General features: G+C 72.1%; 15 protein-coding genes. 5 read left to right on the top strand and 10 right to left on the bottom strand.

Annotated elements, in window-relative coordinates; all coding sequences use genetic code 11:
• Positions 1–11: 11 nt before the first annotated feature.
• The 6 genes from ffh to ftsY form a co-directional block, all read right to left on the bottom strand.
• Entirely contained in the window at positions 12–1,556 is a 1,545-nt protein-coding gene (gene ffh / locus BDK92_RS25360; RefSeq protein ID WP_121158957.1) for a signal recognition particle protein, read from the bottom strand.
• Positions 1,557–1,769: 213 nt separating this feature from the next.
• Positions 1,770–4,058 (bottom strand): [protein-PII] uridylyltransferase, encoded by a 2,289-nt coding sequence (locus BDK92_RS25355; protein ID WP_121162564.1) that lies wholly within the window; start codon positions 4,056–4,058, stop codon positions 1,770–1,772.
• Between the two features lie 10 nt (positions 4,059–4,068).
• Entirely contained in the window at positions 4,069–4,407 is a 339-nt protein-coding gene (locus tag BDK92_RS25350; RefSeq protein WP_170208878.1) for a P-II family nitrogen regulator, read from the bottom strand.
• Positions 4,408–4,432: 25 nt separating this feature from the next.
• A complete protein-coding gene (locus BDK92_RS25345) occupies positions 4,433–5,827 on the bottom strand; it encodes an ammonium transporter (RefSeq protein WP_121158955.1) in 1,395 nt (464 codons plus the stop codon).
• Between the two features lie 292 nt (positions 5,828–6,119).
• A complete protein-coding gene (locus BDK92_RS25340; RefSeq protein WP_211349366.1) occupies positions 6,120–6,950 on the bottom strand; it encodes an aminoglycoside phosphotransferase family protein in 831 nt (276 codons plus the stop codon).
• A gap of 5 nt (positions 6,951–6,955) precedes the next feature.
• Complete coding sequence (gene ftsY / locus BDK92_RS25335; RefSeq protein WP_121158954.1) at positions 6,956–8,173, bottom strand: signal recognition particle-docking protein FtsY; 1,218 nt, start codon at positions 8,171–8,173, stop codon at positions 6,956–6,958.
• A 152-nt stretch (positions 8,174–8,325) separates the two neighbouring features.
• Here ftsY and BDK92_RS25330 point away from each other — a divergent pair, with 152 nt between their 5' ends.
• A complete protein-coding gene (locus BDK92_RS25330) occupies positions 8,326–10,155 on the top strand; it encodes an alkaline phosphatase D family protein (RefSeq protein WP_121158953.1) in 1,830 nt (609 codons plus the stop codon).
• Positions 10,156–10,176: 21 nt separating this feature from the next.
• Here the strand turns inward: BDK92_RS25330 and BDK92_RS25325 are convergent, their stop codons facing one another.
• Positions 10,177–10,893 carry a hypothetical protein gene (locus BDK92_RS25325; RefSeq protein WP_121158952.1) on the bottom strand — a complete coding sequence of 239 codons (717 nt, stop codon included), beginning with the start codon at positions 10,891–10,893 and terminating at the stop codon, positions 10,177–10,179.
• Between the two features lie 286 nt (positions 10,894–11,179).
• Here BDK92_RS25325 and BDK92_RS40450 point away from each other — a divergent pair, with 286 nt between their 5' ends.
• From BDK92_RS40450 to BDK92_RS25310, 3 genes are all read left to right on the top strand, one after another.
• Positions 11,180–11,662 (top strand): MarR family winged helix-turn-helix transcriptional regulator, encoded by a 483-nt coding sequence (locus BDK92_RS40450; RefSeq protein WP_246017238.1) that lies wholly within the window; start codon positions 11,180–11,182, stop codon positions 11,660–11,662.
• Positions 11,663–11,828: 166 nt separating this feature from the next.
• Positions 11,829–13,448, top strand: coding sequence for an MDR family MFS transporter (locus BDK92_RS25315; RefSeq protein ID WP_121158950.1), 1,620 nt, complete (start codon positions 11,829–11,831; stop codon positions 13,446–13,448).
• Positions 13,445–13,972, top strand: a complete 528-nt coding sequence (locus BDK92_RS25310) for a universal stress protein (protein WP_121158949.1) — start codon at positions 13,445–13,447, stop codon at positions 13,970–13,972. Before BDK92_RS25315 ends, BDK92_RS25310 begins: the two co-directional genes overlap by 4 nt.
• A 24-nt stretch (positions 13,973–13,996) precedes the next feature.
• On the opposite strand, the gene BDK92_RS25305 is transcribed toward BDK92_RS25310, so the two are convergent.
• From BDK92_RS25305 to BDK92_RS25295, 3 genes are all read right to left on the bottom strand, one after another.
• Positions 13,997–14,617, bottom strand: coding sequence for an HAD-IA family hydrolase (locus tag BDK92_RS25305; protein ID WP_121158948.1), 621 nt, complete (start codon positions 14,615–14,617; stop codon positions 13,997–13,999).
• Complete coding sequence (gene smc / locus BDK92_RS25300; protein ID WP_121158947.1) at positions 14,617–18,195, bottom strand: chromosome segregation protein SMC; 3,579 nt, start codon at positions 18,193–18,195, stop codon at positions 14,617–14,619. Before smc ends, BDK92_RS25305 begins: the two co-directional genes overlap by 1 nt.
• Positions 18,196–18,599: 404 nt before the next feature.
• Positions 18,600–18,794, bottom strand: coding sequence for a hypothetical protein (locus tag BDK92_RS25295; protein WP_121158946.1), 195 nt, complete (start codon positions 18,792–18,794; stop codon positions 18,600–18,602).
• A gap of 372 nt (positions 18,795–19,166) precedes the next feature.
• On the opposite strand from BDK92_RS25295, the gene BDK92_RS25290 reads away from it, so the two are divergent.
• On the top strand, positions 19,167–19,934 hold the full coding sequence (locus BDK92_RS25290) for a CAP domain-containing protein (RefSeq protein WP_121158945.1): 768 nt from the start codon (positions 19,167–19,169) through the stop codon (positions 19,932–19,934).
• Positions 19,935–20,179 lie beyond the last annotated feature (245 nt).

Here is a 20,179-nt window from a genome sequence, read left to right as displayed (position 1 = left end):
GCCGGCCGGGGTCACTTGTCGTCGGGGCGCTTGGTGAACTTGTTGAAGTCGATGTTCGGCAACTTGAAGCCGGGCGGCAGACCCTGCTGGGCGCCCGGGTCCAGCCCCGGCGGGAGCTGCGGCATGCCGGGGAAGCCGCCACCGGGGAAGCCACCGGCGGGACCGCCGACCCGGGGCCGGCCGCCGCCCTTGGTGCCCTTGCGCTTGTTCTTCGGCGACTTGGTCGCCTTGCGCCGGCCACCGGGCAGCCCCATCATGCCGCCCATCTGCTTCATCATCTTCTGCGCTTCGGTGAAGCGGTTGAGCAGTTGGTTGACGTCCATCACGGTGACCCCGGAGCCGTTGGCGATCCGGAGCCGGCGGGAACCGTTGATGATCTTCGGGTTGGTGCGCTCGCCCGGCGTCATCGAGCGGATGATCGCGGTGACCCGGTCGAAGTGGCTGTCGTCCAGGTCCGCCAGCTGGTCCTTCATCTGCCCCATGCCGGGCATCATGGCCAGCACGTTCGCGATCGGACCCATCCGGCGTACGGCGATGAGCTGGTCGAGGAAGTCCTCCAGGGTGAACTGCTCGCCGCCCATCAGCTTGGCGGTCATCTTCTCCTTCTGATCGGAGTCGAAGGCCTGCTCGGCCTGCTCGATCAGAGTGAGGACGTCGCCCATGCCGAGGATCCGGCTCGCCATCCGGTCCGGGTGGAAGACGTCGAAGTCCTCCAGCTTCTCGCCGGTGGAGGCGAAGAGGATCGGCTGTCCGGTGACCTCGCGTACGGAGAGCGCCGCACCACCGCGGGCGTCACCGTCGAGCTTGGAGAGGACCACGCCGGTGATGCCGACGCCGTCACGGAACGCCTCGGCGGTCCGTACCGCGTCCTGACCCACCATCGCGTCGATCACGAAGATGACCTCGTCCGGGTCGACCGCGTCCCGGATCGAGGCGGCCTGGGCCATCATCTCGGCGTCGATACCGAGCCGGCCGGCGGTGTCGACGATGACGATGTCCCGGGCGGCCCGCTTGGCGTGCTCGATCGACGCCCGCGCCACCTGTACCGGATCGCCGACGCCGTTGCCCGGTTCCGGGGCGTAGACCTCGACGCCGGCCCGACCACCGAGCACCTGGAGCTGGCCGACCGCGTTCGGCCGCTGAAGGTCGGCGGCGACCAGCATCGGCTGGTGCCCCTGCGCCTTGAGCCAGCGGGCGAGCTTGCCGGCGAGGGTGGTCTTACCGGAACCCTGGAGGCCGGCCAGCATGATCACGGTCGGCGGTTGCTTGGCGAACTGGAGCCGCCGCCCCTCGCCGCCGAGGACCGCGACCAGCTCCTCGTGCACGATCTTGATGACCTGCTGGGCCGGGTTGAGCGCCTGCGACACCTCGGCGCCCCGGGCCCGCTCCTTGAGGCTCGCGATGAAGCTCTTGACGACGGGCAGCGCGACGTCGGCCTCCAGCAACGCCAGCCGGATCTCCCGGGCGGTGGCGTCGATGTCGGCGTCGGTGAGGCGGCCTTTCCCGCGGAGCTTGGTGAAGATCCCGGAGAGGCGATCGCTCAAGGTGTCAAACACGGCGCAACATCCCGTTTGTCTAGTTTCCGCGGGCAGGACTCGGGCCGGCATGAGACACCCGGCCACCGTTAGGGTAGCCGCCCACCACCCCGACCGCCGCGTCGCTGCCGGCCCCGCCGACCGTACCCAGCACCGGCGACAACACCCCGGCGGTCACGCCATCGCCGCCGAAGCGACACCCGCCGTACGCCCGTCGACGTACGGCGACCCGGTTCAGGGGGAGACGGCGGCGAGTACGGCGGCTTCGACCCGGTCCCGTTCAGCCGGCTCGGACCAGTCCCCCACCAGGTAGAACGCGTCTACGACGTCACCGCCGAGGGTCGAGATCCGGGCCGCCCGGACCAGCGCGCCCGCCTCGTCCAACGCGCTCGCCACCCGGTAGAGCAGGCCACCGGAGTCGGCCGCACGCAGCTCCAGGACCACCGCGTCGGTGGCGACCGCCCGGTGCCAGACCACCTTCGGCGCCGCCCCGGCCCCCCGGTTCGCCAGCGCCCGACCGCGCAGCCGCTGGGTCACCGAGACGTCGCCGGTGACGGCGCGGCGCAGGTCGGCGGTGAGCGCGATCGGGTCCGGTGGGGTGCCGTACCGGGGCTGGACCTGGAACTCGACCAGTCCCCGGTCGGCCACCGTGGTGGCGTCGGCGGAGAGCACCTCCAGCCGGTGCAGGGCCAGGCAACCGGCGACCGCGGCGAGCAGGCCGCGTCGGTCGGCGGCGGCCACCGCGACCCGTGAGCCGTCCAGGTGTACGGCCGGCAGCGGCCCGTCGAGCAGGGCCGGGTCGGGAGCCGGTGGGTCGGGCAGCTCCCCGGTGTCCAGCGCGGTGTGCACCCGACCGACGAGTTCGGCGATCAGCCGGGACTTCCAGTCCGACCAGGCGGCCGGCCCGGTGGCCTGGGCGTCGGCGCGGGCCAGCCCGTGCAGCAGGCTGAGGGTGGTGCTGTCGCCGACCGCGTCGGCGACGTGCGAGATGGTGACCGGGTCGCGCAGGTCGCGGCGGGTCGCCACGTCCGGCAACAGCAGGTGCAGCCGGACCAGCTTCTCGATCAGGTCCACCTCGGCCGGCGGCAGGCCGATCCGGGCGGCGACGCCAGCCGCGATCGGGGCGCCGACGGTGCTGTGGTCCCCGGGCAGCCCCTTCCCCACGTCGTGCAGGAACGCGGCGAGCAGCAGCAGGTCGGGCCGGTCGACCTCGCGGGCGTACGCGGTCGCCTCGGCGGCGGCCTGCACCAGGTGCCGGTCGAGGGTGTACCGGTGCACCGGGTTGTGCTGCGGCAGGCTGCGCAGCCGGGGCCACTCCGGCAGCCAGCCGTCGATGAGGCCGTACCGGTCGCAGGTCTCCCAGGTCGGCACCAGGCCGGGGCCGGCGCCGAGCAGGGTGATCAGCGCGGCGCGGGCCGGCGCCGGCCACGGGGTCGGCAGCGGCGGGCAGTAGGCGGCGAGCCATTCGCAGGTGGCCCGCGCGATCGGCAGTCCGGTGCTGGCCGCCGCGGCGGCGACCCGCAGCGACAGGCTGGCGTCGGGTCGGGCGCCGATCGCGGTCCGGGCCAGGACCAGCTCGCCGTCGTGTTCGACCACGTCCCGGGCGACCGGGCGGCGCAGCAGCCGGCCGTCCGCGCCACGGCCGTCGGCGCCGCGCACTCGACCGGAGCGGAGCCGGTCAGCGGCCCGGAACGCGTCCGCGAGGGCGTGGCTGACGGTACGGGCGTCACCGGCGACCCGGCGCAGCACCGCGTCGCCGTCGTCGAGCCCGAGCAGGGTGGCGACGGCTTCGCGCTCCTGGGCGACCAGGCGGTCGACCCGCCGGCCCCGGGAGACGTGCAGCGCGTCGCGGGTGTCGAGCAGTCGCAGGTGCGCGGCGCGTACGGCGGGGCGCAGGGCGTCGCTGATGCCGGCGTACGCGATGGCGCGCAGCAGCCCGACGTCGCGCAACCCGCCGGCGGCCTCCTTGAGGTCGCCTTCGAGCAGGAAGGCGAGTTCCCCGTGTGCCTTCCAGCGGGCGGCGGTCACCTCGCGCAGCACCGGTAGCTGCCGCACGGCGGTACGCCGCCACTGGTCGCCGGCGGCGACGCTGAGCCGGGTGGTGAGTGACTCGTCCCCGGCGATGTGCCGGGCGTCGAGCAGGCCGAGGGCGACCTTGACGTCGTCGTGGGCGACCGAGAGCGCCTCGGCGATGGTGCGGACCGAGTGGTCGAGGCCGAGCCGGGCGTCCCAGACCGGGTACCAGACGGCGGCGGCGAGTTCGTCCATCCCGGGCACGCCGTCGTGCACCAGCACCAGGTCGAGGTCGCTGTAGGGGGAGCACTGCCGGCGGCCGAGGCCGCCGACGGCGACCAGGGCGACCCCGGTCAGTGCGGTGCCGTCCGGTCCGGACGGCATGAGGGTACGCAGCCAGGCGTCGAGCGCCGCCGCACGGTGTTCCCGTGCGGCGGCGCCGATCCCGGCGGTGAGCAGTGGTGCTCCGGTGTCGGTGAGTTCTGCTGCCGGCCCGGTTCCCCTGGTCATCGCCATCTGCTCAGAGCGCGTCGAGGCCGCGCTCACCGGTCCGGACGCGGACGACATCCTCCACGGCCGTGACCCAGACCTTGCCGTCACCGATCTTGCCCGTACGGGCCGCCGTGACGATCGCGTCGACGACCTTCTCGACGTCGATCTCGTCGGTCAGCACCTCGACCCGGATCTTCGGCAGGAACTCCACGGTGTACTCGGCACCCCGGTACACCTCGGTGTGGCCCTTCTGCCGTCCGTACCCCTGGACCTCGCTGACGGTCAGGCCGGCGACGCCGAGGGCGTGCAGGGCCTCCTTCACCGCGTCCAGCTGGTACGGCTTGATGACCGCGGTCACCAGCTTCATGTCCAAACCCTCCATCGCAGAGACGTTAACCGGCGACCTTTTCGCTGACCGGGGCGGCCGGCTCGGCCGCGGTGTTGCTCGGGGTGCCGATACCGGCCATGGCGAACGCGCCGCCACCGCCGCTGCCGCCACCGGTGGAGAGGTCGTAACCGCTCTCGGCGTGCTCCGCGATGTCGATCCCGTCGACCTCGGCCTCGGTCTTGACCCGGAAGCCGATGGTCTTCTCGATCACGAAGGCCAGCACCCAGGCGACACCGAACGACCATACGGTGACGATCAGGCCGGCGAGGGCCTGCCGGCCGAGCTGGGTCGCGCCGCCGCCGTAGAAGAGACCGTCCGAGGCACCGACCACGTCGCCGATCGCGGCGTTGACCGAGTTGGTGGCGAACAGGCCGAGCCAGAGCGACCCGATCCAGCCGCCGACGAAGTGCACACCGACCACGTCGAGCGAGTCGTCGAAGCCGAGCTTGTACTTCAGGCTGACCGCGAGGGCGCAGACCACACCCGCGACGATGCCGAGCAGCACCGAGGCCCAGGGCGCGATGAACCCGCAGGCGGGGGTGATCGCGACCAGACCGGCGATGGCGCCGGAGGAGGCACCGACCATGGTCGGCTTGCCACCCTTGATCCACTCGACCACGATCCAGCCGAGCACGGCCGCGGCGGTGGCGAGCTGGGTGTTGATGAAGGCCAGGCCGGCGACCGAGTCGACGGTCAGCTCCGAGCCGGCGTTGAAGCCGAACCAGCCGAACCAGAGCAGGCCGGCACCGAGCGCCACCAGCGGGATGTTGTGCGGCTTCATGCCCTCCTTGGGCCAGCCGAGCCGCTTGCCGAGCACCAGCGCCACGGCGAGCGCCGCCGCACCGGCGTTGATGTGGACCGCCGTACCGCCGGCGAAGTCGAGCGCGTGGATGTCGGCGCCGATGATGCCGCCGCCCCATACCCAGTGGGCGACCGGGAAGTAGACCAGGGTGGCCCAGCCGAAGGCGAAGAGCAGCCAGCCGCCGAACTTGGCCCGGTCGGAGATGGCACCGCTGATCAGCGCGACGGTGATCACCGCGAAGACCATCTGGAAGGCCATGAAGACGTAGAGCGGGACGCCGATGCCGCTGGGGTTCTCCGCGGTCGCGCCCCAGAGGTCGGTCTCCGCGAGGAAGGTCTTGGTGCCGAGGTACGCGGCCGGGTCACCCCAGAAACCGTTCACGTCCGCGCCGAAGGCGACGCTGAAACCGTAGAACCACCACAGGATCGAGATGAGCCCGATGGCCGAGAAGCTCATCATCATCATGTTCAGTACGCCCTTGGACCGGTTCAGTCCGCCGTAGAACAGCGCCAGACCGGGGGTCATGAGCAAAACGAGCGCCGTCGAAACCAGCAGCCACGTAGTGTTGGCGCCGTCGATCGTCGGTGCTTCAGGCACGCTGGCCTCCTAAAATTGAGTTTCCTCCCCTCGAAAGCTCCGATTCGTGGCCCGGTACTGTCCCCGCTACCACGCGGCCCGAGTCGAAACTTCCACCGACTCGGAGGCAGCGCTGCCCGCCGCGCCGGTTGGGCGGAAGCTTCCCGGCTGGCTGTTTCACCCAGGGTCTCCGTCAGGTTTCCAGGGCGTGACCAGTTGTTTCGGACGTGTGACGAATTCCTCACAGTCGATAGAACGGGTGGGGGCATATCAGCCGAAAGGGCCGTCCGAGCTATACGGAAAGCGACGCGGATCAGCGGAGCGCGTACTCCAGCGTGTGCCGCTCGTAATCGAGCAGTCGAAGATCACGCATTGGCCGGCGTAGGTGTCCCTTGTGCACGATGCGCACGAAAGCCGGCTCGCCCGCGGCGGCCATCCGACGAATTCCCTCGACATGATCGACAATTCGTTTCCGGATGGTCCGGACCAGCCGGTGCCGGTCGCGCGGGATCAGCCCGTACGCGTCCGCGAAGAGCCGCAACCGGCGCGGCCGGTTCGGCCGCTTCCAGCCCAGCGTGTACGAGTCCCGGTCGGAGAAGAGCGGCACCCAGGTCCAGGCCGCGTACGCCACGTCGTAGATCCGGGCCCCCGGCGAGGCGAGGTCGAAATCGATCAGCGCCAGGGTGCCGTCCGGCCGCCAGATCACGTTGTGCGGGGCGGCGTCGTGGTGGCAGATCACCTCGGTGTCCGGCGGCGGCGGCCCGAACGACCGCCAGACCGCCCCGGTCACCGGGGCGAAGCCGTACTGGGCGTCATGGAACATCCGCAGCATGGTGGCGACCGTGACCAGCGCCTCGTCGGTGACCCAGTGCGGGGCGAGCGGATACTCGCCGCACTCCCCCTCCAGGTACGACAACACCTCCCGGTTGCGCTCGTCCATGCCCAGCGCCCGGGGAGAGCCGGTGAACCCGACGTACTCCAGGTGCCGCAGCAGGGCGTGCACCGACGGGGTCCACGGACCGGCGTTGCGCCGTACGGTGTCGCCGACGCGCACCACGGTGCTCACGTTGCCGCCGTGCAGTGGGATCTCCTGCGAAGTCACGTACGGTCTCCCGATGCGCGGCGGCGGTTCACGGTAGGTCACCGAGGTTACGCCCCGGCTCCCAGTGGATCGACACCGATGAGCGCGTCGACGAACTGGGCCGGCTCGAACGGGGCCAGATCGTCCGGACCCTCGCCGAGGCCGACCAGCTTCACCGGCAGGCCGAGCTTGCGCTGCACCGCGATCACGATGCCGCCCTTGGCGGTGCCGTCGAGCTTCGTCAGCACCACCCCGGTCACGTCGACCGCCTCCATGAACACCCGGGCCTGCTCCAGGCCGTTCTGCCCGGTGGTGGCGTCCAGGACCAGCAGCGTCTCGTCCACCGGGCCGTGCTTCTCCACCACCCGCTTGACCTTGCCCAACTCGTCCATCAGACCGACCTTGTTCTGCAACCGGCCGGCGGTGTCGATCAGCACCGTGTCCACACCGAGCTCGATCCCCCGACGGACGGCGTCGAACGCCACACTCGCCGGGTCGGCACCCTCCGGCCCCCGAACCACCTCGGCGCCCACCCGGGAACCCCAGGTGGTGAGCTGTTCGGCGGCGGCGGCCCGGAACGTGTCGGCGGCACCGAGCAGGACCGTACGCCCGTCCGCGACCAGCACCCGGGCGATCTTGCCGCAGGTGGTGGTCTTGCCGGCGCCGTTCACCCCGACGACCAGCACCACCCCGGGCGTGCCGTCGTGCGGGGTCGCCCGCAACGACCGGTCCATCCCCGGATCGAGCGCGTTGACCAGTTCGACCGCGAGCAACGTACGCAGCTCGACGGCGGTACGGGTGCCGAGCACGGCCGTCCGCTCACGCAGCCGGTCGACGATCTCGCGGGTGGCGTCGACCCCGACGTCGGCCCCGATCAGGGCGTCCTCGATCTCCTCCCAGACCTCCTCGTCGAGGTGGTCCCGGGAGAGCAGGGTGAGCAGTCCCTTGCCGAACACGTTCTGCGACCGGGAGAGCCGGGCCCGGAGCCGGACCAGCCGCCCGGCGGTCGGCTCGGGCCGCTCCAGCGTCGGTGCCGGCTCGACCGGGGGCGCGACCGGGGGCGCCACCGGCTCGGTGGGCGGCGGCGCGGTCACGGTGCCGGTGCCGGCCCGGTCCGTCTCCGGGGCCTCGACCGTCGGTCCGGGCACCTCCCCGGTCGGGCGGGTCCGCACGCTCGTCTCCGGCAACGGCGGCTCGGGCCGCCGGCGCAGCCGTGGCACGACCAGGCCGACCGTGCCGAGCAGCAGCACACCTAGCAGGATCAGCGCGAGAACGAGGTACTCCATGCGGGAATCCTGACAGATGCCGTCTCGGCCGGCCCAGCCGCCGCTCCCGACAGGCGCGACGGAGATCACCGGTACGCTCCGCCGAAACCCGGGTGGCGGCCCGGGCCGCCGGGTAGGAAGGATGGATCCACCCACCCCTCGGAGGTCCAGCCATGCCCGAATCCCGGTTGCTGATCGGCCCGCTGCTGCGCCGAGTGGTCGGCACGCGGGCCACCGTCTGGGTGGAGACGAGCGCGCCGACCGTGGTCCGGGTCGAGACCTCGGACGGGGCCAGCGGTACGGCACCCACGTTCAGCGCCTTCGATCACCACTACGCCCTGGTCGTCGTCGACGGACTGCCCCCGGGGGCCGCGACCCCGTACGAGGTGTGGCTCGACGAGGAGCTGGCCTGGCCGCTGCCCGAGTCGACGTACCCACCGAGCCTGATCCGTACCCGCGCCGCCGACGACGCGGCGCAACCCGTCCGCCTGATCTTCGGCTCGTGCCGGGAGACCACCCAGCACTCCACCGCGCGGCGGCTGCCGCCGGACGCCCTCGACGCGTACGCCCGGCGGTTGATGGCCAGCCCGGACGCCGCCGCCGAACTGCCCGACCTGATGGTGCTGCTCGGCGACCAGGTCTACGCCGACGTCACCTCACCGACGGTCCGCAAGCTGCTCAGTCGGCGTCGGAACCGGCCCAGGAATGCGCCGGCCGACCAGGTGGTCAGCTTCGACGAGTACACCAAGCTCTACCTGGAGTCGTGGCGCGACCCGGAGATCCGCTGGCTGCTGGCGACCGTGCCGAGCGTGATGATGTTCGACGACCACGAGATCATCGACGACTGGAACACCTCCGCCCGCTGGCGGGCCGAGGTCGCCCAGCAGCCCTGGTGGAACGAGCGGATCGCAAGCGGGATCGCCTCCTACTGGGTGTACCAGCACCTGGGCAATCTCGACCCGGACGAGGTGGCGGCCGACCCGGTCTACGCCAAGGTGGTCGCCGCCGAGGACGCGACCTCGTTGCTGCGGGAGTTCGGCGCGCAGGTCGACGCGCACGTCTCGGAGGCCGCCGAGGACACCAGCGCCACCACCGGTCCCGGTGCCGACCCGCTCGGCGGGCCGGTCCAGGTCGGGCGCTACCAGTGGAGCTACGGGCTCGACATCGGCCGGACCCGGCTGGTGATGCTGGACAACCGGTGCGGTCGGGTGCTCGACCGGGCCCGCCGTTCGATGCTCTCGCCCGAGGAGTGGGCCTGGTTCGTCGACCGGGCCCACGGCCGGTACGACCACCTGGTGGTCGGCTCGTCCCTGCCCTGGCTGCTGCCGCCCGCGGTGCACCACGTCGAGTCGTGGAACGAGCGGCTGGCCGACTCGCGCCGGCCCCGGGTCGCCGGGCTCGCCGAACGACTCCGTCGCGCCTTCGACCTGGAGCACTGGGCGGCCTTCGACCGCTCGTTCGAGGCGCTCGCCGCCCTCTTCGCCCGCCTCGGCACCGCCCAGACCAGCGGTGTGATCAGCGACGGGGCCGACACCGGTGGAAACCGTACGGGCGACGACGGCACGGGCGGAAACCGGACCGGCGACGGCGGGGCGGTGCCGGTCGGGGCCGGTCCGGCGTACCCGGCACCGGCGTCGATCAGCGTCCTCTCCGGCGACGTGCACCACTCCTACGTGGCCCGGGCCCGGTTCGCCGACGAGGTGCAGACCCCGGTGCACCAGCTCACCTGTTCACCGATCCACAACCAGGTGCCCGCCTTCATGCGCCCGCTGCTGAAGCTCGGCTGGTGGGCCGGACCGATCGGGGCGGCGCGGGCACTGGCGCGTACCGCCGGGGTGCGCCGGCCGAGCGTACGGTGGCGGAGGCTGACCGGGCCGTACTTCGGCAACGCCATCAGCACCCTGGCGCACACCGGCCGGGTCGCCGACGTACTGATCGAGGGAACCCGCAAGGACGGGACCCTGGTGACGGTCGGGCGGAAACGACTCAGCGCGTCGCGTTAGCCGGGCGACGGGCGGCCCGGCCTAATCCCCTGCCGGGAAGGCGTAGCTCGACGGCGGGTTGGCCTGCTGGGCGGCGGTGCCGTAGACGATCGCGATCTCGTCGTGGGCGTGCATGATGATGCCCGCCGGGTTGCCCGTGACCGCCTTGCCGTTGACGTACGCCTGGAGCACCTTGCCGTCGCCGGCGTGGAGCCCACCGATCTGGTTGTCCGAGAGCGCCACCTGCCACTCGGTGAAGAGCTGCCCCAGGCTGAAGTCCGCCTGCACCGGCGACTCGATGTGCAGCACGCCGGTGGTGTCGTGGGTGTGCAACGGGCTGATCTCGCCGGTGGCCTGGTCGATGCCGAGTTGCGCCGGCACCACGACCGGCTTGCCGTCGACGATGACGTCGAGGTGGGCGTGGATGTGCTCCACGGTGCCCTCCGCGTCGAGCATGGGCAGTCCGGCGGCGCGTACCTGGGTGGTCGTTTCCGCCGGTGCCGACCAGGGCGGCTGTTCCGTACGCCCCTGCGCGGTCGTGAGCGGTGTGGCCGGAATCGACCGGGCCGCCGACCGGGCCGACGCCGGGCTGCCCGGGTGGTCGAACGAGACCACCAGGCTGACCGCGACGATGACCGCCACGGCCAGGCCGATGGCGGCGCCGAAGATCAGCCGGCGTTGCCGACGCTCCTGCTGCCGCGCGCGTTCCATCGCCTTCCGGGCGGCGGCGGCGCGTGCTTTGCGGCTCTCACTCGGCATGGTGGCGGTTCCCTCCGTACAGGTCTGCGAGACGACACCGGGCGGTGTCCCGCCGCACGTCAGGAACGGTGCGCGGCTCGTCCAACGATGCGCGGTGCGGCTGGGAGGCTCCGGGAAGATCGCTGAGGGTTGGTTGAAGGCCGGGCACGGGCGGACCGGGGTCGGGCCGACTGATCGGCGTCGAGCAGGTGGTGCCCACCCGGGCCGTAGGCTTTTTGCCGGGTGGACCGGAGCCGGGTCGAGCGAGCCGGTTCTCCACCTGGGCGGGACGAGTCGAGGGAGACAGGTGACGGGCGAGCGGGACGACCACGACGGTGGGGGCGCGGATCGGGACCCGGTCGGGCCGGACGCGCTGCGGGCGGTCGAGCACGAGCTGACCGTGCTGCTGCGCCGGGCCCGGGCGGTCTCCTGGGAGGTGGCCCGCGAGGTGCACCCACACCTGGAACCGAACGCGTACGGCCTGCTGCTCCTGCTGTTCCGGGCCGGGCCGACCCGGCTGACCGACCTCGCCACCGAACTCGGCATCGGCAAGGGAACGCTGAGCCGCCAGATCACCGGCCTGGAGGGGTTGGGGCTGGTCCGTCGGCAGCCCGATCCGGTCGACGGGCGGGCCGCCCTGCTGGACCTCACCGAGGAGGGGCAGCGCCGGTTCGGTGAGGCACGCGGCGCCCGGCAGCGCCAACTGCACCGCACCCTGGCCGGCTGGCCCACCGCCGACCAGCGGGAGTTCGCCCGCCTGCTCTCCCGGTACAACGCCGAGTCCCGCTGAGCACCCTCCCACGTCGGGCCAGCCGCACCGGTGGCACGACTGACCGGTCACATCCGGCCAAATTTAGTTGCCCCAGGCAACCAGTCTGGCTAGCTTGGGTGTCGGCAACGAGCCGGTGGGCAGCGGCGGAACCCGCCGGAGACAGCTATCCGCCAAGGGAAAAACCATGACCCAGGCAACCGTGGCGCCAGCGGGTGACGCCGGCTCCGGAACCGCGATGACCCACCGACAGATCCTCGAAGCCCTCTCCGGGCTGCTGCTCGGCATGTTCGTGGCGATCCTGTCGTCGACCGTGGTCTCCAACGCCCTCCCCCGGATCATCTCCGAACTGCACGGCAGCGAGTCGTCGTACACCTGGGTGGTCACCGCGACGCTGCTGGCACTCACCGCGACCACGCCGATCTGGGGCAAACTCGCCGACCTGACCAGCAAGAAACTCCTCGTCCAACTCGCCCTGGCGATCTACGTCCTCGGCTCCGTGCTCGCCGGCCTGGCGCAGAACACCGGGGAGCTGATCGCCTGCCGGGCGATCCAGGGCATCGGCGCGGGCGGCCTCACCGCCCTCGCGCAGGTGATCATGGCGGCGATGATCTCGCCCCGGGAACGCGGCCGGTACAGCGGCTACCTCGGCGCCGTCTTCGCGGTCGGCACCATCGGCGGCCCGCTCATCGGCGGCGTCATCGTCGACACCTCGTGGCTCGGTTGGCGCTGGTGCTTCTACGTCGGGGTGCCGTTCGCCCTGGCCGCGATCGTGGTGCTGCAACGGACCCTGAACCTGCCCACGGTCACCCGGAAGACCACCATCGACTACCTCGGCGCGACCCTGGTCACCGCCGCCGTCTCGCTGCTGCTGATCTGGGTCTCGCTCGCCGGCAACAGCTTCGGGTGGGCCTCCTGGCAGACCCTGGTGATGGTGGTCGGCGCGGTCGCGCTGGCCGGGCTCGCCCTCCGGGTCGAGTCCCGGGCCACCGAACCGATCATCCCGCTGCACCTGTTCCGCTCACGAACCATCGCGCTCGCCACCGCCGCCAGCGTCGCGGTCGGCGTCGCCATGTACGGCGCCTCCGTCTTCCTCGGCCAGTACTTCCAGATCAGCCGGGGCGAAAGCCCCACCCGCGCCGGTCTGATGACCCTCCCGATGATCCTCGGCCTGCTTGTCGCGTCGACCGTCACCGGCCGCCTGATCACCCGCACCGGCCACTGGAAGCGCTACCTGGTGACCGGATCGGTCCTGCTCACCGCAGGTTTCGCACTCATGGGCACGCTCCGCTCCGACACCAGCTTCCCGCTGCTGGGCGTTTACATGGCGCTGCTGGGTATCGGAGTCGGCATGACCATGCAGAACCTGGTGCTCGCGGTGCAGAACTCGGTGGCGCCACGGGAACTCGGCGCGGCCAGCTCACTGGTGGCCTTCTGCCGCAGTCTCGGCGGCGCGGTCGGGGTCTCCGCACTCGGCGCGCTGCTCGGCCACCGGGTCACCACGTACCTCGCCGACGGGCTCGGCCAACTCGGGGTGACCGCCCCGGCCGGTGACGGAGCCATCCCCGAACTCGCCACCCTGCCGGCCCCGATCCGGGCGGTCGTCCAGATCGCGTACGGTCACGGAGCAGGGGACATCTTCCTCACCGCGGCCCCTTTCGCCCTGATCACCCTGATCGCGGTCGTCTTCATCAAGGAGGTCCCGTTGCGGCAACAGAGCGGCAGCCAGCTCTCGGCATCCGGCTCCGGGCGCCCCCAGGACGCCCCGGCCATCCCCGCTACCGGTGCAGAAGGAGCGATCCGATGACCGTCGAACCAACCGACCCACCGGCGTACGACCCGAGCCGCACCGACCCGGAACCCCAGCGGTACGACCCGGCCACCGCCCCGGGCCCGTTCGAACGCGGCACCGACGGGCCGAAGGTCGTACTCGCCGGAGTCGACGGCACCGTCACCTCGATGCGGGCGGTCGCGTACGCCGCCGGCCTGGCCCGCCGGCAGGGCAGCCGACTGGTGGTCGTCTTCGTGGCGGCGCCGCCCGTACTCGCCTCGCTGACCCCGGGCGTCGGTGGGCAGGTGCAGGACGCGCTCGAAGAACTCGGCGCGGAACTGCGTACGGAGATCGGCAGCGTCGTCGAGGAGCTGGGCGTACCGCTGACCTTCCTCGGCCGTCGCGGCGACCCGTACGCCGAACTGCGCACCGTCGCCGACGAACTGCGGGCGGACATGGTGGTGGTGGGCGCCTCCACCCAGGCCGGGCACCGGCTGGTCGGCTCGATCGCCGCCCGGCTGGTGAAGTCCGGTCACTGGCCGGTCGTCGTCGTCCCGTAGGCCACCCCGCCCGCCCGGCCGGGTTCAGTCGGCGAGCGCGGCCCGCAGGTACGGCAGGTCGGCTGGCCCGCTCCAGCGGTACGCCGACAGCCCGGCCGCGCGGGCACCGCGTACCGAACGGTCGTCGTCGTCGACGAAGAGCACCCGTCCCGGCGGGCTGCCGAGCGCCTGGCACGCCAACTGGAAGAACTCCTTCGCCGGCTTGTGCACTCCGAGCGCGGAGGAGTTGAGCACCAGGTCGACCTCGTCGACCAGCTCCAACGTGGCCAGGTCGGTGTCGAGCCGGTCGGTGGCGTTGGTGGCCAGCCCGACCCGGTGACCCGAGGCGCGCACCTCCCGGACGAAGGCGAGTACGTCCGGGTCGACCACGCCCCGGTACGCCTGCCACTGGTCCACCGCGGCCACCGCGCGTTCCCGGCCGCCGGCCGGCTCCGCCAGCGCCTCCGCCACCCCGGCCATCCAGTCCAGGTGGCTGATCTGGCCGGTGACCGCCGGCTGGAGCAGCGACCATCGCATCGCGGTCTCCAGCAACGCGCCGGCCGGCAGGCCGAACTCCCGCTCCACCGCCTCGGTGACCGCCGGATCCCACTGTCGCAGTACGCCGTCCAAGTCGACGAGCAGCGCCGTCGCCCGCTCCCGAGCCATCAATCCTCTTCCCTGCTGAGCCGCTGGCTGATCACCTCGGTGACCCCGTTGCGCATGGTGACGCCGTAGAGCGCGTCCGCCACTTCCATGGTGCGCTTCTGGTGGGTGATGATAATGAGCTGGCTCTTCTCCCTGAGCTGGGCCATCAGGGTGATCAGGCGGCCGAGGTTGACGTCGTCGAGGGCCGCCTCCACCTCGTCCATGATGTAGAACGGGCTGGGCCGGGCGCGGAAGATCGCGACCAGCATCGCGACCGCGGTCAGCGACCGCTCGCCACCGGAGAGCAGCGACAGCCGCTTGATCTTCTTGCCCGGCGGACGGGCCTCGACCTCGACACCGGTGGTGAGCAGGTCGTCCGGGTCGGTGAGGATCAACCGACCCTCGCCGCCGGGGAAGAGCACGGTGAAGACCTGCTCGAACTCGCGGGCGGTGTCGGCGAAGGCGCTGGCGAAGACCTCCAGGATCCGCTCGTCCACGTCCTTGACCACGGTGAGCAGGTCACGCCGGGTGGCCTTGAGGTCCTCGAGCTGCTCGGAGAGGAACTTGAAGCGTTCCTCCAGGGCGGCGAACTCCTCCAGCGCGAGCGGGTTCACCTTGCCCAGCAGGCCCAGCTCCCGTTCGGCCTTGGCGGCCCGCTTCTCCTGCACCGGGCGCTCGAACGGCACCGGCTCGGGCAACGGGGTGCCGTCCCGCTCGGCCGCCGCCACGTCCGCCTGGGTCGGCGGTACGAGCTGCTGCGGCCCGTACTCGCTGATCAGCGTCTCCACGTCGAGGGCGAAGTCCTCGGCGGCCTTGATCTCCAACTGTTCGATCCGCATCCGCTGTTCGGCGCGGGCCACCTCGTCCCGGTGCACCGCGCTGGTCAGCCGCTCCAGGTCGGCGCCGAGCCGCTTCGCCGCGCCGCGTACCTCCTGGAGTTCGGCCTCCCGGCCGGCGCGGGCGCGGGCGATCTCGTCCCGGGTCCGTTCGGCGGCGCCGAGGGAGACCACCACTCTGGTCAGCGCCTCACGGGCGCCGTACTCGACGGCGCGGGCGATGGCGGCACCCCGGGCGCGGGCGGCCCGGCGGGCGGCGGCGCGCTCGCGGGCGGCCCGCTCGGCGTTCGCCTGGCGGGTCAGCGAGTCGGCCCGGCCGGCGATCGCGGCGACCCGTTCCTCGGCGGTACGGACGGCGAGCCGTACCTCCATCTCGTTCTGCCGGGCCGGCGGCAGGTAGCTGGCGAGTTCGTCGCGTTCCTCGGTGGAGGGTTCGGCGTCGATCGGGGTCGCCTCGGCCAGCCGCAGCCGCTCCTCCAGTTCGGCCAGACCGGCCAGGTCGGCGTCGCGGGCCTGCTCGGCGCGGGCCCGGGACTCGGCCAGCCGGTCGGTCTCCGCCTTGGCGGAGCGGGCTGCGGCGCCGAGCTCGGCGAGCCGGCGGGCGGCGGCGTTGCGCTGCCCCTCGGCCTCCCGCTTGATCGCGGCGGCGGCGGTCACCGCCTCCTTCCGTTCGGCCACCTCGGCGCGGGCGTCGACGAGCTGTCCGGCGAGCTCGGCGATGGTCGCCTCGGCCGTGAGCCGGTTGGTGCGGGCCTCCTCGACAGCGGCCTGCACCTCGATGAAGCTCGGCGCCTTGGCTGACCCGCCGGCTGCGGCGTAGGCGCCGACCACGTCCCCGTCCGGGGTGACCGCGCGCAGCTCGGGGTTCGCGCCGACCAGCCGGGTCGCCGCCTCCAGGTCGTCCACGAGTACGACGTCACGCAGCGCCCGGTGCACCGCCGGGCGGATCTCGTCGGGGCAGCCGACCAGGTCCGGCGCCCAGCGCGCCCCCTCGGGCAGCGCGGGTCGGAGCGCGTCCAACGAGCCGATCATGCCGGGACCGGCGGCACCGCCGACCAGCAGGCTGGCCCGTCCGGCGTCCTGGATCTTGAGTAGCCGCATCGCCTCGGCGGCCTCGTCCACGCCGCTGACCGCGACCGCGTCGGCGAGCCCGCCGAGCGCGGCGGCGAGCGCCGCCTCGTTGCCGGGCGCCACGGTCAACATGCCGGCGAGCCCGCCGAGCAGTCCCGGGACCTGGTCGGCGCGGGCGAGCAGGGCTCCGGCGCCGTCCTTGCGGCGCAGCCCCATGGCGAGCGCCTCCTCGCGGGCCTTCCAGGTCGCCGCGTCCTTCTCCGCCCGCCGTTCCGCGTCGGAGAGCGCCCGTACGGCGGCGTTGGCGGCCTCGTGCGCGGCCTGCGCCTCGGCGTGCCGGGTGTCCAGGTCGGCGTTGTCGCGTTCGGCCTCGGTCGACTGTGCCGCCACCGCGTCCACCTCGGCCTGGGCCCGTTCGGCCCGCCCCTGGGCGTCGTTGTGCGCGGCGGCGAGCCGGGCGATCTCCTCGGCCGCGGTGCCGGTACGGGCCCGCGCCGAGTTGACCTGCCCGGTGAGCCGGGCCAGCCCCTCCCGCCGGTCGGCGATCGCCTTCGCGGCGGTGACCAGCGCCCGCTCCGCCTCGGCGAGCTGGCGTTCGAGTTGCTGGCGGTTCTCCACCGCCTCGGCCAACCGGACCTGGTCGTCGGTGAGGGCGGCCCGCAGTTCCTCCTCGTGCGCCCGGACCGACTCCGCCTCGGCGGCGAGCTGTTCGGGGTCGCGGCCGGGCCGCTCGTCGTCCGGGGTGCCGCTCAGGTGCCGCAGCCGCTCCCGGGCGAGTTGTTCGGTGGAGCGGAACCGCTCCTGCAACGCGGAGAGCTTGTACCAGGTCTCCTGGGCCCGGGTGAGCAGTGGCGCGTCCTCGGCGAGCGCCTCCTCCAGCTCGGCCAACCGGTGCTGGACCTCGGTGTGCTCCGCCTCGACCTGCTCCCGCCGGTCCCGCAGGGCGGCCTCGTCGGCGATTTCCTTGTCCAGGGTGGTGCGCAGGGTGGCGAGGTCGTCGGCGAGCAGGCGGAGCCGGGCGTCCCGCAGGTTGGCCTGGATCGCGGCGGCCCGGCGGGCCACCTCGGCCTGCCGGCCCAGCGGTTTGAGCTGTCGCCGCAGTTCGGCGGTGAGGTCGGTGAGCCGGTTGAGGTTGGTCTGCATCGCGTCCAGCTTGCGCAGCGCCTTCTCCTTGCGCTTGCGATGCTTGAGTACGCCGGCCGCCTCCTCGATGAACGCCCGCCGGTCCTCCGGCTTGGCGTGCAGTACGGCGTCCAGCTGGCCCTGCCCGACGATGACGTGCATCTCTCGGCCGATGCCCGAGTCGGAGAGAAGTTCCTGGATGTCGAGGAGGCGGCAGGAGTTCCCGTTGATCTCGTACTCGCTTTCGCCGGAACGGAACATCCGGCGGGTGATCGAGACCTCGGTGTAGTCGATCGGCAGGGCGCCGTCGGTATTGTCGATCGTCAGTGTCACCTCGGCACGACCGAGCGGCGCCCGACCGGCGGTGCCGGCGAAGATGACGTCCTCCATCTTGCCGCCGCGCAGTGCCTTGGCACTGTGCTCGCCGAGCACCCAGGCGATGGCGTCGACGACGTTCGACTTGCCGGAGCCGTTCGGCCCCACCACACAGGTGATGCCCGGTTCCAGGCGGAGCGTCGTCGTGGAGGCGAAGGACTTGAACCCCTTCACCGTCAGGCTCTTCAGATACACGTTGCCGATCCTCGCCCGGCGCGAGCGCCGGTCTGTCGGGCGGCCGTGACGCGATCCGGCCGCCGGGACTCGTCGCCACCTTGGTCGTCTGGGCCGGCCGGCCACTCCCGGCCGCGGGGACCTGGTCAACCCGCAGCGTAACCCGAACCGGTCTCCCGACCGACGCGGCACGCACCCCTGGGCCGGTCCGCTACCTGGCCGTGACCCTGCGGCCCCGATCACACCCCACCAAGATCACTACCGTGGGTGACCTCAGGGCCGGTACGAACGGTGCCGAACGCCCGAACCGACTACCCAGGTTCGGACAAAAAGCTGCGCGCCGCCACAAATGTGTCGGCGCGCGATCGGTGCTGGTGCGGTTCAGTGGTACAGGCGGTGGGCGCCGGTCCCCGGCGCCCCCTCGATCAGGTCAGTGCCGGTTCGGCGAGCCGCAGCAGGTCGTCTGCCTCGGCCACCGCCGCTTCGAGCCGATCGTTGTCGGCACGCAACCGGGTGATCTCGAACTCGAGTGCCTGAACCCTGGAACGCAGTCGGGTGACCTCGTCGAGCAGGCGCCGGTCGGGCGCCGCACCAACGTGGCCGTAGAGGGCCTTCGCCATATTGCGTCTCCTTGTAATGCGCTGCCGGAAAGGCCGGCCAACGCGCGCCCAACTCGTTCGCGACTACCTACCCGCAGGAACACGCGGGCATGATCGGGCGCGACTGGCGACACCTCTATAGTGTGCCGATGTCCCCGCTTCGTCAAGTTGGACCGGGCGCAGATCACTCTCATGTCAACCGGTTTGCTTACCGAAGGCCGCCACAAGGCACGAACAAGATCGCTGTTCGGACACTCAAAGTTTAACTCTGGCTGGTCATCCGGATACCAGCCGCTGTCTTAGATCTTCCTTAGCCACGTTGCCCGCCCAACCTGCCCACGCGTAGCGTCCGCACCGGCCAGCACTCCCCGAAAACCAGCCGGAGGCGTACGCGTGCACGGGCGAACCGAGCGGAGGGCGAGCGGCGGCAGGGCGCAGCGGCACTCCGCCCCGGAACGCTTCACCGGTCGGCACCGCGGCCCCGGCCGCCTGCTGCCGGGGCCGGTCGGCCTCGCCACCGCGGTCACCCTGCTCCTGGTGATGCTCGGGGTCGGCGCCGCGGTCATGCCGATCGGCCTGGCCAGCTCACCGGAGGCGGCCCCCGCCGACCCAACCACCGCCCCGGCCGAGCCCGAGGGCATCGGGATCCTCGGCAACGCCCCCACCCCGAGCGCGACGCCCAGCCTCCGACCGACGCCGAGCGGCAGGGCGACGCCTTCGTCCCGTCCCACGCCGTCGCGTACCCCGAGCAAGGCGCCGAAGGAGGTCAGCAAGGCCGACAGCCGCGAGGAACAGGTCGTGGAGATCGTCAACCAGGAACGGGTCGCCAACGGCTGCGGCACCGTCTCGATCAACACGAAACTGGCCGAGGCCGCCCGGCTGCACAGCGAGGACCAGGCCGTACACGACAAGATGTCGCACGACGGCAGCGACGGCAGCTCGTTCGTCGACCGGGCTCGGGAGGCCGGCTACGCCAACCCGATGAGCGAGAACGTCGCCATGGGGTACGCCACCCCGGGCGCGGTGATGGACGGCTGGATGAACAGCCAGGGCCACCGGACGAACATCCTCAACTGCGACGCGAAGGCGATCGGCGTCGGGATCGCGGCCAACTCGGCCGGCCGCCTCTACTGGACCCAGGTCTTCGGCGCCGTGGTCTGAGCGCCCCAGTGCTCTCTGAGCGCCCCAGTGCTCTGCGCGCCCGGGAGTGGGTCGGGCCGGGAGCCGTGCCGTACCGGCGGCTGGATCGTTGAGCCCCCACGAGGGGGTGTGCTGCTCTTGACAACCGCGGCCCACTGATCCATGCCCGGGCGGGCACCCGGACACCGGTTCCGACCGCTTCGATCGGCCGGAACCGGACGCTGCGCGGCCCGGCACGACCCATCCCGCGCACTCGGCCCGCGCCC

This window comes from Micromonospora pisi, from assembly GCF_003633685.1.
Taxonomy (GTDB): Bacteria; Actinomycetota; Actinomycetes; order Mycobacteriales; family Micromonosporaceae; genus Micromonospora_G; species Micromonospora_G pisi.
Note: the sequence above shows the minus strand (reverse complement) of the source record. Positions and strands in the feature narration are given on the sequence as shown.

Bases quoted from the DNA above. Each gene is read 5' to 3' on its own strand.
- BDK92_RS25305 (WP_121158948.1), bottom strand. From the start codon at position 14,617: ATGGCTCGGGAGCGGGCGACGGCGCTGCTCGTCGACTTGGACGGCGTA.
- BDK92_RS25330 (WP_121158953.1), top strand. From the start codon at position 8,326: ATGCCCGAATCCCGGTTGCTGATCGGCCCGCTGCTGCGCCGAGTGGTC.
- BDK92_RS25310 (WP_121158949.1), top strand. From the start codon at position 13,445: ATGACCGTCGAACCAACCGACCCACCGGCGTACGACCCGAGCCGCACC.
- BDK92_RS25355 (WP_121162564.1), bottom strand. From the start codon at position 4,058: ATGACCAGGGGAACCGGGCCGGCAGCAGAACTCACCGACACCGGAGCA.
- BDK92_RS25350 (WP_170208878.1), bottom strand. From the start codon at position 4,407: ATGAAGCTGGTGACCGCGGTCATCAAGCCGTACCAGCTGGACGCGGTG.
- ftsY (WP_121158954.1), bottom strand. From the start codon at position 8,173: ATGGAGTACCTCGTTCTCGCGCTGATCCTGCTAGGTGTGCTGCTGCTC.
- BDK92_RS25325 (WP_121158952.1), bottom strand. From the start codon at position 10,893: ATGCCGAGTGAGAGCCGCAAAGCACGCGCCGCCGCCGCCCGGAAGGCG.
- BDK92_RS25315 (WP_121158950.1), top strand. From the start codon at position 11,829: ATGACCCAGGCAACCGTGGCGCCAGCGGGTGACGCCGGCTCCGGAACC.
- BDK92_RS25295 (WP_121158946.1), bottom strand. From the start codon at position 18,794: ATGGCGAAGGCCCTCTACGGCCACGTTGGTGCGGCGCCCGACCGGCGC.